Below are 18,351 nucleotides of genomic sequence, written 5' to 3'. Positions count from 1 at the left end.
CCTCAAGGGCGCCTTCGGCGTCGCTGCGCGATTCGCTTCGCTCACCCTTGACCCGAGCCCCACCCCGCACAGGACCGGCAAGGACGAAGGGGACGAGGGAGAACCAAGGCCACGCCACGCCTCGGGGTGGTGCTGGAGGCGTCCCACGAGGCCGGGCCCCAGTTCGCGCTGTCGGCAGGGCCGGGTCGGAGGGAGAACCAAGGCGTCGCCACGCCTCGGGTGATGCTGGGGCGCCCACCCGCGCCGGCCCCACCCCTCGCGGGGTCGGCGCGGACAAGAGGACGGTGGAGAACCAAGGGGCTCACCTCTCGGGGTGATTCTGGGGGAGCGCGCCCGGACGGGCATCGCTACGGGGCCCCTGTCTCGGGCTCGGGGTGATGCTGGGGCGCCGTGCGAGGACGGGGGAGAACAAGCGGCCCCTGTCTCGGGTCCGGGTGTGCGGACTTGCTTGCCCGGGACCTGGTCACGCCGCCGTGCCCTGCCGGGGCAGGAAGGCCAGCAGTGCCTCGCCGGTCCTTTCCGGACACTCCAGGTGCGGGAAGTGCCCTACGCCGGGCAGCGCCTCGAAGCGGGAGCGCGGCCCCAGCCACGGCGCCGAGGCGCGGGCGGTGCCGGGCAGCACGCAGGGATCGACGTCGCCGTGCAGCTGCAGCACCGGCACCCGTGCCCTGCGGTCCACCGCCTCGGTGAACCGCCGGCCGTCGCCGCGGAACTGGGCCCGGAAGGCCCACCGGTAGTACTCCAGCGCGCTGTGCGCGACGCCGGGCACGAGCATCGCCGCGCGCAGGGTGCGCGCGATCGGCCCGAAGTCCGCCGAGTCCGGCCACACCGGACCGGACCATTCCCGCAGCATCCGCTCGACGGCCTCGGCCTCGCGGCGCACCAGCCGTCGTTCCGGCACCATCGGGACCTGAAAGCGGAACAGGTGTCCCAGCGCCCTGGCCTGGTTGTCGCGGCGGCGCAGCGCGGTGCGCGTCACCGCGCCGCGCAGGGCGAGCGGGTGCGCGCCGCCGAGCACGCTCACCGACTCCACCACCCTCGGGTGCAGCGCGGCGGTGGCCCACGCGAGCATCCCGCCCCAGGCGTGCCCGACCAGGTGCGCCCGCGGCTCGCCGAGGGCGCGGACCAGCCCGGCGATGTCCCCGGAGAGTGTCCAGGCGTCGTAGCCCCGGGGCGGCTTGTCCGAGTCGCCGTAGCCGCGCAGGTCCGCGGCCACCGCCCGGTAGCCCGCCTCGGCCAGCGTGAGCAGCTGGTGTCGCCATGCCCACCAGAACTCGGCGAATCCGTGCAGCAGCAGGACCAGCGGGCCGGACCCGGCCTCGGCCACGTGCAGCCGGATGCCGTTGGCGGACACGTCGCGGTGCGTCCATGGCCCGTCGATCCGCGTGGTGGACGGGTCGGGCGGGGTCACGGCCGGCTGCTGGGTGCGGGTGGTCAGCGGTGCGGCGTACCGGGCGCGGGGTAGGTGCCGGCCCGCGGCTCCGGCAGGGTCTCCTCGGCCGGCCGGCGCGGCTTGAGCGCCGCCGCGGTCTCCCGCACGCTGCTGATGGTGCGCTCGGGCGCGCGCACCTTCCTGATCTTGCGCCAGGCGAGTAGGCCGAACAGCGCCGCCACGGCCAGCATCAGCAGGAAGACGATGCCGAACGCGGCCCACCGCCACAGCCACTCGGACAGCAGCTCACCGAGGAAGAAAAAGAAGAAGAACGAGCTGTACAGCGCGATGACCAGCGCGACGGTGAGGAAAACGGTCCCCTTGAGTCCCTTCTTCACCTCACCGACGAGCTCGGACTTCGCCAGCTCCACCTCGGCCCTGACCAGTGTCGACAGGTGCTGGGTCGCGTCCCTGACCAGGGTGCCGATCGACTGGTCGCCGTCGCTCGACGCGGTTGCCTCGGACAGCGGCAGGTAAGGCACGGACCCGACGCCGTCATTGTCGTTGAGTTGGTGCTTCGGGCTGCTCACGGGGCTCATCGTGCCATGCGCCCTTCACCCCGGCGCGACGGGCGCGCGGCTACTCGTCGTCGTTCTCCGCGTGCGCCCTGCTTCGGCGGACCAGCAGTGCCGCGCCGACCAGCGACGCGACCGCCGACGTGATCAACACCGCGGCCTTGGCCTCCTCGACGAGCGGTCCGTACTCGACGAGGGCGAGCTCGGCGATGAGCAGGCTCACGGTGAAGCCGACCGCACCGAGCGTGGCCAGCGCCAGCAGGTCCAGCCAGCCCACGTTGCGGGGCAGCTTCGCCAGCCGCAGCCGCACGGCGAGCATGCTGGCGCCCACGATGCCGATGATCTTGCCGGCGAACAGGCCGGCCATCACGGCCAGCGGGATCGCGTTGCGGAAGACGTCGGCCAGCGAGTCGGCGTCGACCGCGATGCCGGCGGCGAACAGCGCGAACACCGGCACCGCCACCGCCGCCGACCAGGGCTGCAGCCGGTGCTCCAGGCGGATCGCCGGCGCCTCCTCCTCGCCCTCGTCCGGCCTGACCCTGGTCAGCAGGCCGAGCGCCACACCGGCGATGGTGGCGTGGATGCCGGCGGAGTGCACCGCCACCCAGGTGACCACCGCGAGTGGCACGTACAGCCACGGCGAGCGGACTCGCTTGTGCTGCAGCCACGCGTACAGGGCCAGTGCCGCGATCGCGACCGCGGCGGCGATCAGGTCGAAGCTCGCGGTGAACAGCACGGCGATGACGAGGATGGCGCCGAGGTCGTCGACGACGGCGAGGGAGAGCAGGAAGACCCGCGCGCTGTTGGGCAGGTTGGATCCGGTCAGCGCGAGCACGCCCAGTGCGAACGCGATGTCCGTGGCCACCGGGATGGCCCACGCCTGGTCGATGCCCGGCTCACCCCAGGCGATCGACAGCGCGATGACCGCCGGCATGACCATGCCGCCGATCGCGGCGAGGATCGGCAGCGCGGCGGCTTTCATGTTGGACAGCTCGCCGACCACGAGCTCACGCTTGAGCTCGAGGCCGACGACGAAGAAGAACAGCGCGAGCAGGCCGTCCTTGGCCCAGGTGCCGACGGTGAGGTCGAGGTGGAGGAACTCGGGGCCGATCTTGAAGTCCCGCACCGCCTGGTACACGTCGCCCAGCGGTGAGTTGGCCCACAGCAGCGCGATGGCCGTGGCGGCGAGCAGGATCATCCCGCCGGTGGTCTCCGTGCGCAGGAAGCGGGCGAACTCGGTCACGGCAGGGCGACGCGGTCCCGGTGCGTTCACAGGGGTGGCTCCTCACGACGGGTCGACGAACACTCTTGCCGACCAGACTTCCCGGCGCACCTTCACGGAATATTAGCGGCCGGCGACCTCGGTCGATGATCCATCGTGGGACTTCCCACTCCCAGCTTGCCCTCGCGCACGGAGAGTTCGGGAGCCGATACGGCGGTGCACGGGGGACGAATCCGGAGGAATTTCCCTTACTACCATCCGCCCTGCCGGGGTAACCACTCACGGCCCTACTATTCGCATCGACAACGATGTCTAGACCATGAGGACGGGCGAGTTGTGAGTACCTCCACCGAGGTCAAGCGGGACACCGGGTTCTTCGGGCACCCACGAGCGCTGGGGAACCTCTTCGGTGTCGAGATGTGGGAACGCTTCTCCTTCTACGGGATGCAGGCGATCCTCATCTACTACCTGTACTACTCGACGGCGGACGGCGGGCTCGCCCTGCCGGAGGGGACGGCGACCAGCATCGTCGGCGCCTACGGCGGGCTGGTCTACCTGTCCACGATCGTGGGAGCCTGGATTGCCGACCGGGTGATTGGTTCGGAGCGGGTGCTGTTCTACAGCGCCATCCTGATCATGTTCGGCCACATCAGCCTGGCGCTGCTGCCCGGCTTCGTGGGGGTCGGTGTCGGCCTCGGCTGCATCGCGCTGGGCAGCGGCGGGCTCAAGGCCAACGCGACGTCGCTGGTCGGCACCCTGTACTCCGAGCACGACGAGCGGCGCGACGGCGGGTTCACGATCTTCTACATGGGCGTCAACATCGGCGCCCTCCTCGGTCCGATCCTCACCGGGCTCGCCCACACGAACCTCGGGTTCCACTACGGCTTCGGCCTCGCCGCGATCGGTATGGCCCTCGGCCTGATCCAGTACTCGTTCGGCCGAAAGAACCTGGGCGGCGAGGTCAACGTGGTGCCCAACCCGCTGCCGGCGGCGCTGCGACCGCTGGTGGTCGGCGGGGTCGTGGCGGTGGTGGCCGTGATCGTGGTGCTGGTGCTGACCGGCGTGATCACCGCCGCGAACCTGTCGGACATCACGGTCGTGGTGGTGCTGGCGGCCGCCATCGGCTACTTCGCGGTGATCCTGAGCAGCAAGGGCATCACCACCGTCGAGCGCAGGCGGGTGTTCTCCTTCATCCCGATGTTCATCGCGAGCTTCGCGTTCTTCTCGCTGTTCCAGCAGCAGTTCACCGTCGTGCCGATCTACTTCGCCGAGCGGGTGGACCGGACCATCGGCGGCTGGCAGATGCCCGAGGCCTGGGTCAACTCGATCAATCCGGTGTTCATCATCCTGCTGGCCACCGTGTTCGCCGCGTTGTGGACCAAGCTCGGCAGCCGGCAGCCGTCCACGCCGATCAAGTTCGCCATGGGCACCGCGGCCATGGGTGCGTCGTTCCTGCTGTTCCTGCCGATCACCGGTGGCGAACCGAACAGCGCGCCGCTGTTCATGATCGTGGTCATCCTGCTCGGGTTCACCGTGGCCGAGCTGATGCTCTCGCCGGTGGGCCTGTCGCTGTCCACCAAGCTCGCGCCGAAGCGGTTCCGCACCCAGATGGTGGCGCTGAACTTCCTGTCCATCGCCCTGGGCACCGCGATGGCCGGCTCGCTCGCGCAGTACTACAGCGTCGACGACGAGGCCACCTACTTCGGCACGGTCGGCGGCGTGGCCGTCCTGCTGGGGCTGGCGCTCGCCGCGGCCAGCCCGTTCATTCGGAAGCTGATGAGCGGCGTCCGCTGAGGTCCTCCGCTGAGATTCTGGGCCCGGTGGGTTGGCGATCCCGGCCCACCGGGCCTTTCGACGGACTCAGCCGAGGGCGACGCCGAACGCCACGCCGACGTAGTAGGTGACCAGCATCGCCAGGCAGCCGACCCCTACGTTGCGGGCAACGGCCCTGCCCACCGGCGCCCCGCCGAGCTGGGCGCTCACCGCGCCGGTGATCGCCAGCGCGATCACGACGGCCGCGGCGCACGCCACCACCCGCACCGGCGCCGGTGGGAGCGCGATCGCCAGCAGCGGGAGCAGCGCGCCGACCGAGAACGCCGCCAGCGAGGCCCACGCCGCCGCCCACGGGCTGGTGAGGTGGTCAGGGTCGATCCGCAGCTCGGCCTCGGCGTGGGCCTGCAGCGGGTCGCGCGCGGTGAGTTCGCGGGCGACCTCGGCGGCCAGTTCGGGGGAGAGCCCCTTGTCCTGGTAGATCCGGGCGAGCTCGCGCTCCTCGGCCTGCGGCATGGTGCGCAGCTCGTGCTTCTCCAGCCGCAACATCGCCCGCTCGGTGTCCCGCTGGGTGCTCACCGAGACGTACTCGCCACCGGCCATGGACAGGGCGCCGGCGACCAGCCCCGCGACGCCGGCGGTGAGGATGGCGAACCGGTCGGTGGTCGCGCCGGCGACCCCGACCACCAGGCCGGCGACCGAGACGATCCCGTCGTTCGCGCCCAGCACGCCCGCGCGGAGCCAGTTCAGCCGATCACCGAGCGGTTCGTGATGGGGCTCGCCCTCGTGGCCGTCCGGTTGCGTGGAGTTCCGCGTGTCGGTCACCGGAGCATTGAAGCACGAATGGCGACCGGCGGCCGGGAAAGTCCGCGCGGCGCGGGTCGCGCGGCCCGCGGGAAATGCGGCACGAGCGCCCGGCCGTGGCCATGGATCCGTTGTCCTCCACCTTATCGGGAGCGGTGGCGGAATTGCCGGCCCATCCTGATCGGGTGTTTCGACCGGTGCCCGGAAACGGTTCGGGGTGGCCTTTCCGGCAGATCGCGGAAAAGCCACCCCGAGTGGTGAAGGGTCAGGCCTCGAGCTCGGCGAGGGCCTGCCGTGCCTGCTCGAGCTCGGCCTCGAGCTGCGCCACCTTCGCCTGCTGCTGCTCGCGGGCGGCGTTGATCACCTCGTCGATCGGGCCGGACAGCTCGGCGTGGAGCTCCTTGGCCGCCCTGGACACCGCGGCCGCCGGGATCTCGAGGCCGCGGGCCACCCACTTGCTGCCGTGCTTGAGCTCGGCCTGCCACTCGCCGTCGGCCGTGCCGGTGACGGTGAGGGTGAGCTCGACCGTGCGGGTCTTGCGCGCGCTGGCGCCCTTGGGGCGGCCGCGCTTGGGCTTGGCCGACTCGTCGGCCCCTTGGTCGGCCTTCTGGTTGGCCGGCGCGTTCTCGGTGGCGGCAGGGCCATCGGTCTGGTCGGTCTGCTCGGTCGGTGCGGTCTGCGGGGCCTCGGCGGTCTGCTCCCGCTCCTGCGTTGCGGAGTCCACGGTCATCGTCGGTCTCGTCTCCTTGCCGGGGTCGGTGGATTCTCCCGGCGACAGCGTAGAACAACCGTTCGATTACCACGCGTCGGGGTGGCCTCGTTGCCCGGGTGTTCCGGTTGGCGCCGGTCGGCGGCTGCTCGCCGGGAACGCCGCGGCCCGGCCGGCGAGTGGCCGACCGGGCCGCGGGCGCGGTTCGCGGGGCTACTCCTCGCTCTTGTCGCTCTGCAGACCGGCGGAGATGAGGTCCATGACCGAGGAGTCGGCCAGCGTCGTGACGTCGCCGACCTCCCGGTTCTCCGCGACGTCGCGCAGCAGCCGGCGCATGATCTTGCCGCTGCGGGTCTTCGGCAGCTCGGGCACGACCATGATCTGCCGTGGCTTGGCGATCGGGCCGATCTCCTGCGCCACGTGGTCGCGCAGCGCCCTGATCGCCTCCTCGCCCTTGGCCTGGTCCTCGGCGACATCGCCGCGCAGGATGACGAACGCGACGATCCCCTGCCCTGTCGTCGGGTCGCTGGCGCCGACCACGGCAGCCTCGGCGACCGTCGGGTGGGACACCAGCGCCGACTCGACCTCCGTGGTGGAGATGCGGTGCCCGGAGACGTTCATGACGTCGTCGACCCGGCCGAGCAGCCAGATGTCACCGTCGTCGTCGTACTTGGCGCCGTCGCCGGCGAAGTAGTAGCCCTGGTCGGCGAAGCGCGACCAGTAGGTGTCGACGTAGCGCTGCTCGTCGCCCCAGATGCCGCGCAGCATGCCCGGCCACGGCTTGTCCAGCACCAGGTAACCACCGCCGCCCCTGCCGACCTCCTGGCCGGACTCGTCGACCACCTTCGCCGAGATGCCGGGAAGCGGCCGCTGCGCCGAGCCGGGCTTCAGGCTGGTCACGCCCGGCAACGGGCTGATCATGATGCCGCCGGTCTCGGTCTGCCACCAGGTGTCGGCGATCGGCGTGCGGCCGCCACCGATGTTCTCCCGGTACCAGATCCACGCCTCCGGGTTGATCGGCTCGCCGACGCTGCCGAGCACGCGCAGGCTGGACAGGTCGTAGCGGCCCGGGATCTGCGCGCCCCACTTCATGAACGTGCGGATCAGCGTCGGCGCGATGTAGTAGACGGTGACCCCGTACTTCTGGATGATCTCGAAGTGCCGACCCTCGTGCGGGGTGTTCGGCGTGCCCTCGTACATCACCTGCGTGACGCCGTTGGCCATCGGCCCGTACACGATGTACGAGTGGCCGGTCACCCACCCGATGTCCGCGCCGCACCAGTACACATCGGACTCGGGCTTCACGTCGAAGACGTTGTGGTGCGTGTAGGCCGCCTGGGTCAGGTAGCCGCCCGAGGTGTGCAAAATCCCCTTCGGCTTACCGGTGGTGCCGGAGGTGTAGAGGATGAACAGCGGGTGCTCGGCGTCGAACGCCTCACAGGTGTGCTCGGTGGACTGCCGTTCGACCACGTCGTGCCACCACAGGTCGCGGCCCTCGGTCCACGGCACCTCCTCCTCGGTGCGCCGCACCACGAGCACGTGCTCGATGCTCGGGGTGTCCTTGGTGGCCTCGTCGGTGTTGGCCTTCATGGGCGCCGGCTTGCCGCGTCGGTACTGGCCGTCGGCGGTGATCAGCAGCTTCGCCTGCGCGTCCTCGATCCGGGACTTCAGCGCGGTGGCCGAGAAGCCGCCGAACACCACGCTGTGCGCCGCGCCGATCCGCGCGCAGGCCAGCATGGAGACCACGGCCTCGGGGATCATGGGCAGCTGGATCGCCACCCGGTCGCCGGCGCGCACGCCCAGCTCGGTCAGCGCGTTCGCCGCCTGACACACCATGTCCTTGAGCTGCGCGTAGGTGATGGTGCGGGTGTCGCCGGGCTCGCCCTCCCAGTGGATGGCCACCCGGTCGCCGTTGCCGGCCGCGACGTGCCGGTCCACGCAGTTGTGCGCCACGTTCAGCTTGCCGCCGACGAACCACTTCGCGAACGGGGCGTTCGACCAGTCCAGCACTTGCGACCAGCGGGTGTCCCAGTCCAGCCGCTCGGCCTGTTTCGTCCAGAACGCCTCCCGGTCCGCCTCGGCCTCCGCGTAGAGCTCGACCGTGGCGTTCGCCTGCGCGGTGAACTCCTCGCTCGGCGGGAACGTGCGGGTCTCGGTGAGCAGGTTGTCCAGCGTCGGGGACTGCTCTGTCATCGTCGAAGGCCTCCTGAGTCAACGCGGGGGGTGGAGCTCGCACCGGGAACGTTAGTGACGTTAGTACGGCGGCTGAAAGGTCGCACCAGCGCTTGCGACCAGGCCGGCGGCCGGCGCGACGAGCGGCCGACCAGCGTGGACACGCAAGGTGACGACTCCGCCAGTGCGGTCTCCTCCTATGCTCGCGCCTGGCGGCAACGACGGGAAGGGTGGCGCATGGCGGAGGAGCGGGAGGAGCTCACCTGGGAGCTGTTCGGCACGGCGAGCAGGGAGCTGGCTCGGCAGGTGGCCGACGACGGCTTCGCGCCCGACCTGGTGCTGTCGATCGCCCGTGGTGGGCTGTTCGTCGCCGGCGCACTCGGGTACGCACTGGACGTGAAGAACCTGCACGTGATGAACGTGGAGTTCTACACCGGCGTGGACGAGCGGCTGGACCTGCCGGTGATGCTGCCGCCGGTGCCCAACGCCGTCGACCTGACCGGGTCGACCGTGCTGGTGGCCGACGACGTCGCCGACACCGGCGCGACGCTGCGGTTGGTCCGGGACTTCTGCGCCGATCACGTGGCGGAGGTGCGCTGCGCGGTGGTGTACGAGAAGCCGCGGTCGGCGGTGAGGTGCGAGTACGTGTGGCGGCGGACCGAGAGGTGGATCAACTTCCCGTGGTCGAGCGAGCCCCCGGTCGTCCGCCGCCAGGGCCAGGTGATGGAGGCGTGAACGGCGACCTGTTGCGACCGTTGCTGGACCTCGAGGGTGTGGCCGAGGCGGCACGGGCGGCGCAGGACGCGGTGTTCTCGGTGCACCGGCTGGGGCCGAACCTGCGGGGCGGCTCGGCCACCGCGGCGGAGGCGTCGGTGCGGGCGGCCCGCGCGTCGGCCGGAATCGAGGGCGGGGACCCGGAGATCCCGGACGGCGGCGAGGTGACCGACCCGGTGCTCGCCGGGGCGCTGCGGGTGGCCGAGGCGGCGGAGTCGCTGCTGCCGGTGTGGCGACGGGCGCCGCTGCAGGCGCTCGCCCGGATGCACGTGCTGGCCGCCACGGATCTGGTGCCCGACCGGGACACCCTCGGCCGGCCGCGCTCGGCGCCGGACGGTGATCAGGTGGGCCGGCGGCTGGAGCTGCTGGCTCAGCTGGTCACCGGGGCGACCGCGGTGCCGGGGCCGGTGCTGACCGCCGTGGTGCACGGGGAGTTGCTGGCACTGCGCCCGTTCGGCACCGCCGACGGGGTGGTGGCGCGGGCGGCCGCCCGGCTGACGATGGTGGCCAGCGGGCTCGACCCGAAGGGGTTGACCGTGCCCGAGGTCGCGTGCTTCCGTCGACAGGGGCCGTACCGCGCCGCGGCGGAGGCGTTCGCCGTCGGCACCCCGGAGGGCGTGCGGGAGTGGCTGCTGTTCTGCTGCGCCGCCTTCGAGACCGGCGCCCACGAAGCCCGCAGCATCGCCGAAGCCGCCCGCTAACCCGCGTGTCCGCGCCCCATGCACATGTGTCCGCGTTCTGTGCACATGTGTCCGCGTCGCACGGCGCCGACACGTGCGCACGAAACGCGGACACGGCATCGGCTGCCACGTCCGTGCGTTGGCGCGCGTGTTCTGATCGGACCTGGCGGGGCTAGCTCGCGCGGGCCCTGGCGGTGTTCAGCGCCTCGCGCACGTGGCCGTCGCTGGCGGCCAGGGCCTCCGCGGCCAGCGCGGTGTCCACCCCGGAGAGCAGGTGCACGAGCGCGACCTTGAGGTCGCCGTCGGCCTCGGTCAGCGCGTTGGTGCAGGCCTCGGTGCTCATGCCGGTGGCCTCGCACAGGATGCGCAGGGTCCGGCCGCGCAACTTCGCGTTCGTGGCGCGCATGCTCACCATGAGGTTGGAGTACGTGCGGCCGAGCTTGACCATCGTCGCGGTGGAGAACGCGGTCAGGATGATCTTCTGCGCCGTGCCGGCCTTCATCCGGGTGGAGCCGGCGATGGCCTCCGGCCCGGTGTCCACCGCGATCAGCACGTCCAGATCCGCCGGCCGCGGCGCCTCGGGGTTGGCGGACACCAGCCCGGTGCGCGCGCCGCACTGTTTGGCCGCCTGCAGTGCGCCGAGCACGAACGGGGTCCGGCCCGACGCGGTGAGGCCGAGCACGAAGTCCCCGGCGGCCGTCGACCGCGCCATCTCCGCTGCCCCGGACGCGGCGTCGTCCTCGGCGTTCTCGACCGCGTGCCGCAGCGCGCGCTCCCCGCCGGCGTGGTGTGCCACGAACCAGTCCGGCGGCACGTTGAACGTGGGCACCAGCTCGGCCGCGTCCAGCGTCGCCAGCCGGCCCGACGTGCCCGCCCCGACGTAGTGCACCCGGTTGCCCGCCCGCAGCGCCTCGGTCGCGATGTCGACGGCGACGGTCAGCTCCGGCAGCACCGCCTGCACCGCCTCCGGCACCTGCTGGTCCTCGGCGTTGATCGCGGCGAGGATCCCCGCCGTCGACAGCTGGTCGATGTTTACGGTCCGGGGGTTGCGCCGCTCCGTCGGCGAGTCGACATGCACCACCTGGGGCGACACGGTCATGATGCGCCTCACTGTTCCACTCGGCGCCTGGTCCACGGTGTCCCCGCGACCTCGGCGCGTGCATCACCCCCGGCGGCACGCTCGCCGCCGAAGCCTTCTCGTCGCGGCCTCCGGCCGCCGATCACTTGCCCCCGTCCCGCGGCCGCCGCCGCCCGTCCGGCCGGACTCCCAGGCGGTGGCCGCCCACGGCGTCCCGCGTGGCGTCGAGCGCGCTGACCGAGGCGTCCATGTGGCGTTGCGCCACCCCGATGAACAGGCAGTCGATGACGGTGAGCTGCGCGATGCGGCTGGCGGTGGCGCCGGACCGGAACGTGGTCTCCCTGGCGGCCGTGGTGAGGACGTGGTCGGCGACCTCGGTGATCGGTGAGCGGGGGAAGTTCGTGACGGCCACCGTGGTGGCACCGTGCTCGCGGGCCACCCGCAGCGCCTCGATCGTGTCGGTGGTGGCGCCGGTGTGCGAGATGCCCACCGCGACGTCACCGGCGCCCAGCACCGCGGCGGAGGTGAGCATGATGTGCGTGTCGGACCACGCGAAGCTGATTCGCCCGATGCGGTGCAGCTTCTGCTGCAGATCGGCCGCGACGAACGCGCTCGCGCCCACGCCGTAGACGTCCACCCGCCCCGCGGCGGCCACGACGTCGATGACCTCGTCCAGCTCGGCGATGTCGAGCTGCTCGGCGGTCTCCTCGACGGCACGGGCGTCGGCGAAGCTGACCTTGCTGACCACGGCCGGCAGGTCGTCGTCCGGCGAGATGTCGCCGCCGAGGTCGCGGGACGAGCGGGCCTCCGAGCGTGCGGTGTCCGCGGCGAGCGCGATCCGCAACTGTGGGTAACCACCGACGCCGATCGCCTTGCAGAAGCGGGTCACCGTGGTCTCGCTGGTGTTGGCCGCCAGCGCCACCTCGGTGATGCTGCGCCGGGCCACCGCCGACGGGTCGTCGAGCACCACCTTGGCGACCCGTTGCTCCGCTCGGGCGAGGCCGGGCAGCAGCGAGCGGATCCGCACCAGTGGCGAGGAATCCTTGTCGTGCGCCGCCGACTCGGCGGGCTGCTCCTGGCCCGCCGAGTCCTGCTCGGCTCCGGACTCCGAGGTGCTCATCGCCGGAAATTTACTAACTGTAGGCATGTGCGACAAGGTTACCAACGCCTCTCGGGATGATCGCAACCCGACCGTGTTCCCACGTCCTGGCCGCGACGAACTGGTTGAACGGAAAGTCGCCAACCAGCTCAGCGTCGTTAACCAATCCGGGCTAACGACTCGGCAACGTGTCAGCGGTTCCGCGTCGCCCACCCTTCGGCGATCAGCGCATCCCGCCGGCGTTCGTCGTCGAGCAGGATGCCGCCCGGGCTGACTACCCGGATCCCGTCGAGGTGAACCCCGCGGCCGGTGTAGCTCCGGTCCGTCGTGTACCTCCAGCGCAGCTGGAGCTGCTCCGCGTGGGGGACGGTCGCCATCACGTGCCACCACGCGCGGTGGCCGTGCCCGGACAGCTGATCGACCTGGCCGTGCGGCGCGCCGCGGCCGAACGCCCGTACCGGGACCGGCTGCCACCCCGTCCCGTCCGTGCTGCTCTCCAGCACCAGCGGGTCGGTCGACTCCGAGTCGACGAAAGCCGAGTAACTCACCGTCACCGGTCCTCGGCGCGGGGTCAGCGGTGCCGTGGTGAGCGTCGCGGTCGTGGCGTTGCCGGCGCCGCTGAACCAGCTGTCCGCGCCCCACACCGGCCGGACGGCGAGCGCGCGGGCGAGTCCGGTCGCCCACGCCTGGCGGGCCGGGTTGATCGACCCCCACGACCGCGACGGGTGCACCCGGTTGGTGAGCAGGATGGCCACCGACCGGGACAGCGGGTCGATCACCAGTGAGGTGCCCGTGTAGCCGGTGTGCCCCGCCGTGCTCGGGGAGCTGAGCGCGCCCATGTACCACAGCTGGTCGAGCTCGAAGCCGAGCCCGTGCTCGTCGCCGGGGAACGCCTGCGTGTGGTTGGTCAGCATCGCCCGCACGGTGTCCGGCCGCAGGATCCGCTTGCCGGCATAGCTGCCGCCGTTGAGGATCGCCTGGCCGAGCACCGCGAGGTCGCGCGCGGTGGAGAACACGCCGGCGTGCCCGGCGACCCCACCCAGCGACCAGGCGTTCTCGTCGTGCACCGAGCCGCGCACCATGCCGCGCGGCGGGTTCGCCTGGAACTCGGTCGCGGCGATCCGGTCGAGCTTGCTCGCCGGGGGGTTGTAGCCGGTGTCGGTCATCCCCAGCGGCTCGGTGATCCGCTCCCGCACCACCTCGTCCAGTGTGGACCCGGTCAACCGCTCGACGAGCACGCCGAGGGTGATCAAGTTCAGGTCGGAGTACTGGTAGGCGGTGCCCGGCGCCTTCTTCGGGGCGACGTCCATGACCGCCCTGATGCGTGCCGCCCTGTCCGGCCAGTCCCGCCACAGCGGCAGGAACGGCTCCAGCCCGGAGGTGTGGGTGAGCAGCTGCTCGACGGTGATCGACTCCTTGCCGTTGACCCCGAACTCCGGCAGGTACCTGGCCACCGGCGCGGCGACGTCGAGCTCGCCCCGCTCGGCGAGCTGCATCACCGCGATCGAGGTGAACAGCTTCGAGATCGAAGCCAGGTCGAAGATCGTGTCGGGGCGCATCGGCACCTGCTGGCCGGCGGGCAGCTCGGTGCCGGCCCCGTCGGCGTAGCGCACGGCCGCGCCCGCGGTGACGGTGTCGACGACGACGCCGTCGTGGACGAGCAGGCCCACCGCCCCGGCGAAGAGCGGGTGCCCGGTGGCCGGTTCCACCCGCGTCCACTCGGCGAGCCGCCGCTCGGCGTCCCGGATCGGCGCGGGGTCGAGTCCGACCTGCTCCGGCGTGCCGGGCCGCAGCACGGTGCTCGCCGGGGCGAAGCCGTGCCGCGGCCGGTCGAACCGGCCCGCCTGTCCTTCCTCGGTGGCCATCGCGTTCGTGCTCGCTCCCGGCAGCAACAGCGCCGCGACCGACAGCAGCGCCAGGACTCCTCTACGCATAGCCATCCTGCCTCTTCGATCAGCGGTAGATCAGGTAGGGCCGGCGGCGGGCGACGAACGCGTCCAGCTCGGCGCGCCAAGAGCCGACGATCTCGTCGACGCCGGCGCCGGCGTCCACCATCGTGCGCAGCCGAGCCGAGCCGGCGAGCTTGTCGATGAAGTTGTCCGGCCGCCAGGCGAACAGGTCGGGGTGCAGCCGCCTCGCGGTGACGATCATCGCCACCGCGGTGCGGATGGCGTCGAACGACCGCGGGTCGGTGACCGTGAGCTGGACCCCGCCGCAGGTCTGCCCGGTGAACTTGCCGAACGTCGGCACGTAGTAGTTCTCCCGGAAGGCCACGCCGGGCAGCCGCTGGGCGAGCAGCTCCTCGCGCCAGCGCCAGTCCACGCCGGGCGCGCCGATCGTCTCGAACGGGCGCGTGGTGCCCCTGCCCTCGGAGAACACCGTCCCCTCGAACAGGCACGTGCCCGGGTACACCAGCGCGGTGTCGGGAGTGGGCATGTTCGGGCTCGGCGGTGTCCAGTGCAGGCCGGTGGCGGCGAAGAACATACTCCGCCGCCAGCCGCGCAGCTGGACGATCTCCAGGCTGGCCAGCCGCTTGCCGGCGTCGGCGGGCAGGAACTCGGCGTCGAAGAACCGGGCCAGCTCGCCGACGGTCATGCCGTGCTGCTGAACGATCGGCTTGCGCCCGACGCCCGAGGCGAACGCCGGGTCGAGCATCGGCCCGAAGGCCCGCCCACCGACCGGGTTGGGCCGGTCCAGCACGACGAACGACGCCCCGATCCGGGCCGCCGCCACCATGGCGGTGTACATCGACCAGATGTAGGTGTAGAAGCGCGCGCCGACGTCGGCGATGTCGAACACCACGGTGTCGACGCCCGCCTTGGTGAACATGCCGGTGAGCTTGTCGGCCGAGGCGCCGTAGGCGTCGTAGACCGGGATGCCGGTGCGCGGGTCGACGTAGTCGCCCTCCGACCCGCCGGCCTGCGCGCTGCCCCGGAAGCCGTGCTCGGGGCCGAACGCGGCCACCGGGCGGATCCCGGCGGCGACCAGCGAGTCGACGATGTGTTCGCCGCCGTGCAGCACGCCGGTGGGGTTGGACAGCACACCCACCTTGCGCCCGGCGAGCTTGCGCCAGCGCTGCGCGGCGAGGAGTTCGGCGCCGGTGAGGACCCGGCGCGGCCAGCCCTCCTCGGCGGCCGTCGCGGGCAGCGCGGACGCGGCGGCGAGGGTCGGCGCGGCCAGCGCGCTCGCGGTGAGGAAGTGTCGTCGGTTCAGTGTCATGGGTTCACCAGCTCAGACCGTGGCCGAAGGGGTAGCGGACGGTGCCGGGGTCGGTGCCGTCGGGGACGGTGACCGGCAGCTTGCCCTGGGGTGCCGCGGCGCCGGTGAGCACCTTGGCCAGCGCGGCCATGCTCACCGCGCGCCAGTCGTAGGTGGCCACCCAGGTGGGTGCGTCGACGTAGCCGGGGTCGTAGGGTTCCTGCACGGCCACCGCCACGACGGGCTTGCCGGTGCCGAGCAGCGCGGTCAGCAGGTTCCGCTGGCTGGCGCCGGTGCGGAGGTTGTTGGTCAGCACCACCACCAGGTCGGACTCCTTCGCCGCGGCCACCGCGCGCTCGATCGCCGCGCCGCTCGGGCTGGTGCCGGTGGGCAGTGCGGTCGCCGACCGCCCGAGGTGCGTGGCGAGCGCGGCCACCGGGTCGGCGGGGTAGCCGGGGTATTCGGGCCGGTTCCAGCCGGTGACCAGCACCTTGCCGGGGTTGGTCGCGGGCAGCACTCCGGCGTCGTTGCGCAGGACGGTGGGGGCGCGGTCGGTGATCCGCTGGATGGTGGCGCGGTGCTCGGCGGTGCCGACGTGTCGCGGTACGGACCGCTCGCTGGCCAGCGGCTTGACGAGGATGCCGCGCTTCCACTTGAGCTTCAGGACACGCAGTACGCTCTGGTCGATCCGCTCCTCGGACAGCCGCCCGGAGCGCACCGCGTCGAGTACACCGTTGATCGCGACGTCGAGGTCCGGCGGCATCAGCATCTGGTCGACACCGGCCTCCAGCGCCAGCACCGGGATCTCCGAGTCGGGGTGCATCTCGCGCACGCCCTGCATCTGCAGGCTGTCGGTGACGACGACACCGTCGTAGCCGAGCTCCTCCCGGAGGATGCCGGTCATGATCGGCTTGGACAGCGTGGCTGGGTTGCCGGAGGGGTCCAGGCTCGGCACGGTGATGTGCGCGGTCATGATCGAGTCGATGCCGGCCGCGATGGCCGCCTCAAAGGGCGGGAGATCGATGCGGCGCCATTCCTCCTCGGTCCGCTTGATCTCCGGCAACTCGACGTGGCTGTCGGCGGCGGCATCGCCGTGGCCGGGGAAGTGCTTGGCGGAGGCGGACACGGTCTCGGTCGGGCGCCCGCCGCCCTGCAGGCCGCGGACCTGTGCGGCGACCAGCTCGCCGGCGAGGCCGGGGTCGGCGGAGAAGGACCGGGACCCGATGATCGGGTTGAGCGGGTTGGAGTTGACGTCGGCGACCGGCGCGAAGTTCTGGTTGACGCCCATCGCGCGCAGCTCGTTGCCGTTGATCTCGGCGGCGGTCCTGGCGTTGTCCGCGCTGCGGCCGGCGCCGAGGGCCATGGCGCTCGGGTACTCGGTCGCCTGGTCGGCGATGCGGGTGACCCGGCCGCCCTCCTGGTCGATGGAGACGATCAGCGGGATGTGCGGGCGGGCGGAGAGCGCGGCGCGCTGCAGGCCGTTGGACAGCCGGGCGAGTTGAGTGGGGCTGTCGACGTTGTCGGTGCCGGAGTGGTTGAAGAAGATGACGCCGCCGACGTGGTAGCGCCGGACCACCTCCGCCGGGGTGTCGACGCCGTACTTCCGCTGGTTGCCGGGGTGGACCTCGTCGGCCGACTTGCCCCACACGTCGGCGACGAAGAGTTGGCCGACCTTCTGCTCGAGCGGCATGGCGCGCAGGATGTGCCGGGCCCACCTGTCCACGACGTGGGTGCTGGCCTGCGGGGATGGTGCGCTCACCGCGGCGGCTGGTTCCGCGGCGGCGACGCCACCGAGGGTGAGCATGCCGGTGAGGGAGGCGGCGACGGCGGTGTGCCTCCAGGGCCGGGCGTGCTCTCGACGGCCAGGATGCCGTCGAGTCCAGGGATGGGTATGGGCATGGCGGGTCCTCACGACGGCCTCCCTGTGATGACGCGGCGGTTCGGCACGCGACACTGCTCGGTTTCGAAATATCTTCACCCGGAGCAGTCGGTATTGGGAAGCTACTGACCAAGTCGGGGGTGGTCAACGGCCGTTGTGCCGTTCGGCGTAGCGAGTGGCATAACGGCTTCGTCTCACTGTTCCTGACAACGATTACCAGAGGCCGAGCCCAGCCCACCAGGCCATCAGGTCCGCCCCTGCCACCACCTCCGTCCCGCCAGCCCCGGCCACCACGCCCCAGGTACCGGCTCCCCACCCCGTCCCAGGCGTGGTCCCCACCTCGGCGGGTGGTGCGGTCCGCACCTCGTCCCAGGTGTGGTCCCACCCCGTCCCGGTGTGGTCCCCACCCCGAAGCCTGATTGTGTTGACGGTCGTCGGCACCGTGTCAAGGCGGGAAAGAGTGCCTTGACACGGCACCGCCGACCGCACAGCGGCTTCGGATCGGGGTGGGGAGGGGGAGTGGCTGGAGCTTGCAACCCGTGGGGCGGGGCGTGTCCCGACTCGGGTGTTCCCGGCCAGCGGCCTCGCGTGTGGCGGGGCCTCGACAGGATGCGAGCCGAAGGCGGGCCTCGGCGACCTGCGCGGTACTCGAAGCCCCCGTGGGCTCACAAGCAACCAGGCAACGCCCGCGCCTGGCCAACGTAGAACTCGCCGTCCCGAACGAAGCTCTCGCCGTCCCGAAACGTGGGGACTCGCACCCATGCGCGCCCACCGACCCCACGCGCGGCCCCAGCAAGCGAGCCCAGCGAGCGAAGCACCCAAGAAGACACCAACCCCAAGCACGCACACCCCGCGGCCAACACACCCACCGAGCCCACCAACCCCACGCGTGGCACCAGCGAGCGAGCCCAGCGAGCGAAGCGACCAAGGAAATCGCTGGTTCACGACCAACGCCACCAGCGCTCGCCCAGGGTGAGGAGCTCGCACCGTGGGGGGTGTGGGGGGCTCGGCCCCCCACA

The 18,351-nt window shown here is 71.7% G+C and carries 14 protein-coding genes; 3 read left to right on the top strand and 11 right to left on the bottom strand.

Annotated elements, in window-relative coordinates; all coding sequences use genetic code 11:
• Positions 1 to 463 precede the first annotated feature (463 nt).
• From BM051_RS27925 to nhaA, 3 genes are read right to left on the bottom strand one after another with little or no spacing between them, the layout of a single operon-like run.
• Entirely contained in the window at positions 464 to 1,411 is a 948-nt protein-coding gene (locus tag BM051_RS27925) for an alpha/beta fold hydrolase (RefSeq protein WP_092537023.1), read from the bottom strand.
• Between the two features lie 23 nt (positions 1,412 to 1,434).
• Positions 1,435 to 1,971, bottom strand: a complete 537-nt coding sequence (locus BM051_RS27920; protein ID WP_424923322.1) for a phage holin family protein — start codon at positions 1,969 to 1,971, stop codon at positions 1,435 to 1,437.
• A gap of 40 nt (positions 1,972 to 2,011) precedes the next feature.
• On the bottom strand, positions 2,012 to 3,220 hold the full coding sequence (gene nhaA, locus BM051_RS27915) for a Na+/H+ antiporter NhaA (protein WP_279587079.1): 1,209 nt from the start codon (positions 3,218 to 3,220) through the stop codon (positions 2,012 to 2,014).
• A 285-nt stretch (positions 3,221 to 3,505) separates the two neighbouring features.
• Here nhaA and BM051_RS27910 point away from each other — a divergent pair, with 285 nt between their 5' ends.
• Complete coding sequence (locus tag BM051_RS27910; protein WP_092537014.1) at positions 3,506 to 4,963, top strand: peptide MFS transporter; 1,458 nt, start codon at positions 3,506 to 3,508, stop codon at positions 4,961 to 4,963.
• Between the two features lie 66 nt (positions 4,964 to 5,029).
• Here BM051_RS27910 and BM051_RS27905 read toward each other — a convergent pair whose 3' ends face one another.
• From BM051_RS27905 to acs, 3 genes are all read right to left on the bottom strand, one after another.
• A complete protein-coding gene (locus BM051_RS27905) occupies positions 5,030 to 5,764 on the bottom strand; it encodes a VIT1/CCC1 transporter family protein (protein WP_092537011.1) in 735 nt (244 codons plus the stop codon).
• Between the two features lie 244 nt (positions 5,765 to 6,008).
• Positions 6,009 to 6,473 (bottom strand): DUF6319 family protein, encoded by a 465-nt coding sequence (locus BM051_RS27900; protein ID WP_092537007.1) that lies wholly within the window; start codon positions 6,471 to 6,473, stop codon positions 6,009 to 6,011.
• A gap of 192 nt (positions 6,474 to 6,665) precedes the next feature.
• Complete coding sequence (acs, locus tag BM051_RS27895) at positions 6,666 to 8,645, bottom strand: acetate--CoA ligase (protein ID WP_092537004.1); 1,980 nt, start codon at positions 8,643 to 8,645, stop codon at positions 6,666 to 6,668.
• Positions 8,646 to 8,861: 216 nt separating this feature from the next.
• Here acs and BM051_RS27890 point away from each other — a divergent pair, with 216 nt between their 5' ends.
• A complete protein-coding gene (locus tag BM051_RS27890) occupies positions 8,862 to 9,359 on the top strand; it encodes a phosphoribosyltransferase (RefSeq protein ID WP_092537001.1) in 498 nt (165 codons plus the stop codon).
• On the top strand, positions 9,356 to 10,099 hold the full coding sequence (locus BM051_RS27885) for a Fic family protein (RefSeq protein WP_177217019.1): 744 nt from the start codon (positions 9,356 to 9,358) through the stop codon (positions 10,097 to 10,099). The genes BM051_RS27890 and BM051_RS27885 overlap by 4 nt, the downstream gene beginning before the upstream one ends.
• 151 nt (positions 10,100 to 10,250) lie before the next feature.
• On the opposite strand, the gene BM051_RS27880 is transcribed toward BM051_RS27885, so the two are convergent.
• From BM051_RS27880 to BM051_RS27860, 5 genes are all read right to left on the bottom strand, one after another.
• The gene (locus BM051_RS27880; protein ID WP_092537045.1) at positions 10,251 to 11,180 is read right to left on the bottom strand and encodes an N-acetylmuramic acid 6-phosphate etherase; all 930 of its coding nucleotides are present in this window, start codon (positions 11,178 to 11,180) and stop codon (positions 10,251 to 10,253) included.
• 118 nt (positions 11,181 to 11,298) lie between these two features.
• Complete coding sequence (locus BM051_RS27875; protein WP_424923321.1) at positions 11,299 to 12,276, bottom strand: MurR/RpiR family transcriptional regulator; 978 nt, start codon at positions 12,274 to 12,276, stop codon at positions 11,299 to 11,301.
• A gap of 170 nt (positions 12,277 to 12,446) precedes the next feature.
• Positions 12,447 to 14,195, bottom strand: coding sequence for a serine hydrolase domain-containing protein (locus BM051_RS27870; RefSeq protein WP_208326054.1), 1,749 nt, complete (start codon positions 14,193 to 14,195; stop codon positions 12,447 to 12,449).
• 13 nt (positions 14,196 to 14,208) lie between these two features.
• On the bottom strand, positions 14,209 to 15,474 hold the full coding sequence (locus tag BM051_RS27865) for an exo-beta-N-acetylmuramidase NamZ family protein (protein ID WP_092536995.1): 1,266 nt from the start codon (positions 15,472 to 15,474) through the stop codon (positions 14,209 to 14,211).
• Between the two features lie 4 nt (positions 15,475 to 15,478).
• Positions 15,479 to 17,257 (bottom strand): glycoside hydrolase family 3 protein, encoded by a 1,779-nt coding sequence (locus BM051_RS27860; RefSeq protein WP_092536992.1) that lies wholly within the window; start codon positions 17,255 to 17,257, stop codon positions 15,479 to 15,481.
• Positions 17,258 to 18,351: the final 1,094 nt, after the last annotated feature.

The organism is Amycolatopsis arida, from assembly GCF_900115565.1.
Taxonomy (GTDB): domain Bacteria; phylum Actinomycetota; class Actinomycetes; order Mycobacteriales; family Pseudonocardiaceae; genus Yuhushiella; species Yuhushiella arida.
The sequence above is the reverse complement of the archived record's forward strand: the minus strand, read 5'-3'. Positions and strand labels throughout refer to the sequence as shown.

What these genes read in the sequence shown, in the direction of transcription:
- BM051_RS27890 (WP_092537001.1), top strand. Translation starts at nt 8,862, where the DNA reads ATGGCGGAGGAGCGGGAGGAGCTCACCTGGGAGCTGTTCGGCACGGCG.
- BM051_RS27875 (WP_424923321.1), bottom strand. Translation starts at nt 12,276, where the DNA reads ATGAGCACCTCGGAGTCCGGAGCCGAGCAGGACTCGGCGGGCCAGGAG.
- BM051_RS27920 (WP_424923322.1), bottom strand. Translation starts at nt 1,971, where the DNA reads ATGAGCCCCGTGAGCAGCCCGAAGCACCAACTCAACGACAATGACGGC.
- acs (WP_092537004.1), bottom strand. Translation starts at nt 8,645, where the DNA reads ATGACAGAGCAGTCCCCGACGCTGGACAACCTGCTCACCGAGACCCGC.
- BM051_RS27870 (WP_208326054.1), bottom strand. Translation starts at nt 14,195, where the DNA reads ATGGCTATGCGTAGAGGAGTCCTGGCGCTGCTGTCGGTCGCGGCGCTG.
- BM051_RS27865 (WP_092536995.1), bottom strand. Translation starts at nt 15,474, where the DNA reads ATGACACTGAACCGACGACACTTCCTCACCGCGAGCGCGCTGGCCGCG.
- BM051_RS27900 (WP_092537007.1), bottom strand. Translation starts at nt 6,473, where the DNA reads ATGACCGTGGACTCCGCAACGCAGGAGCGGGAGCAGACCGCCGAGGCC.
- BM051_RS27860 (WP_092536992.1), bottom strand. Translation starts at nt 17,257, where the DNA reads ATGCTCACCCTCGGTGGCGTCGCCGCCGCGGAACCAGCCGCCGCGGTG.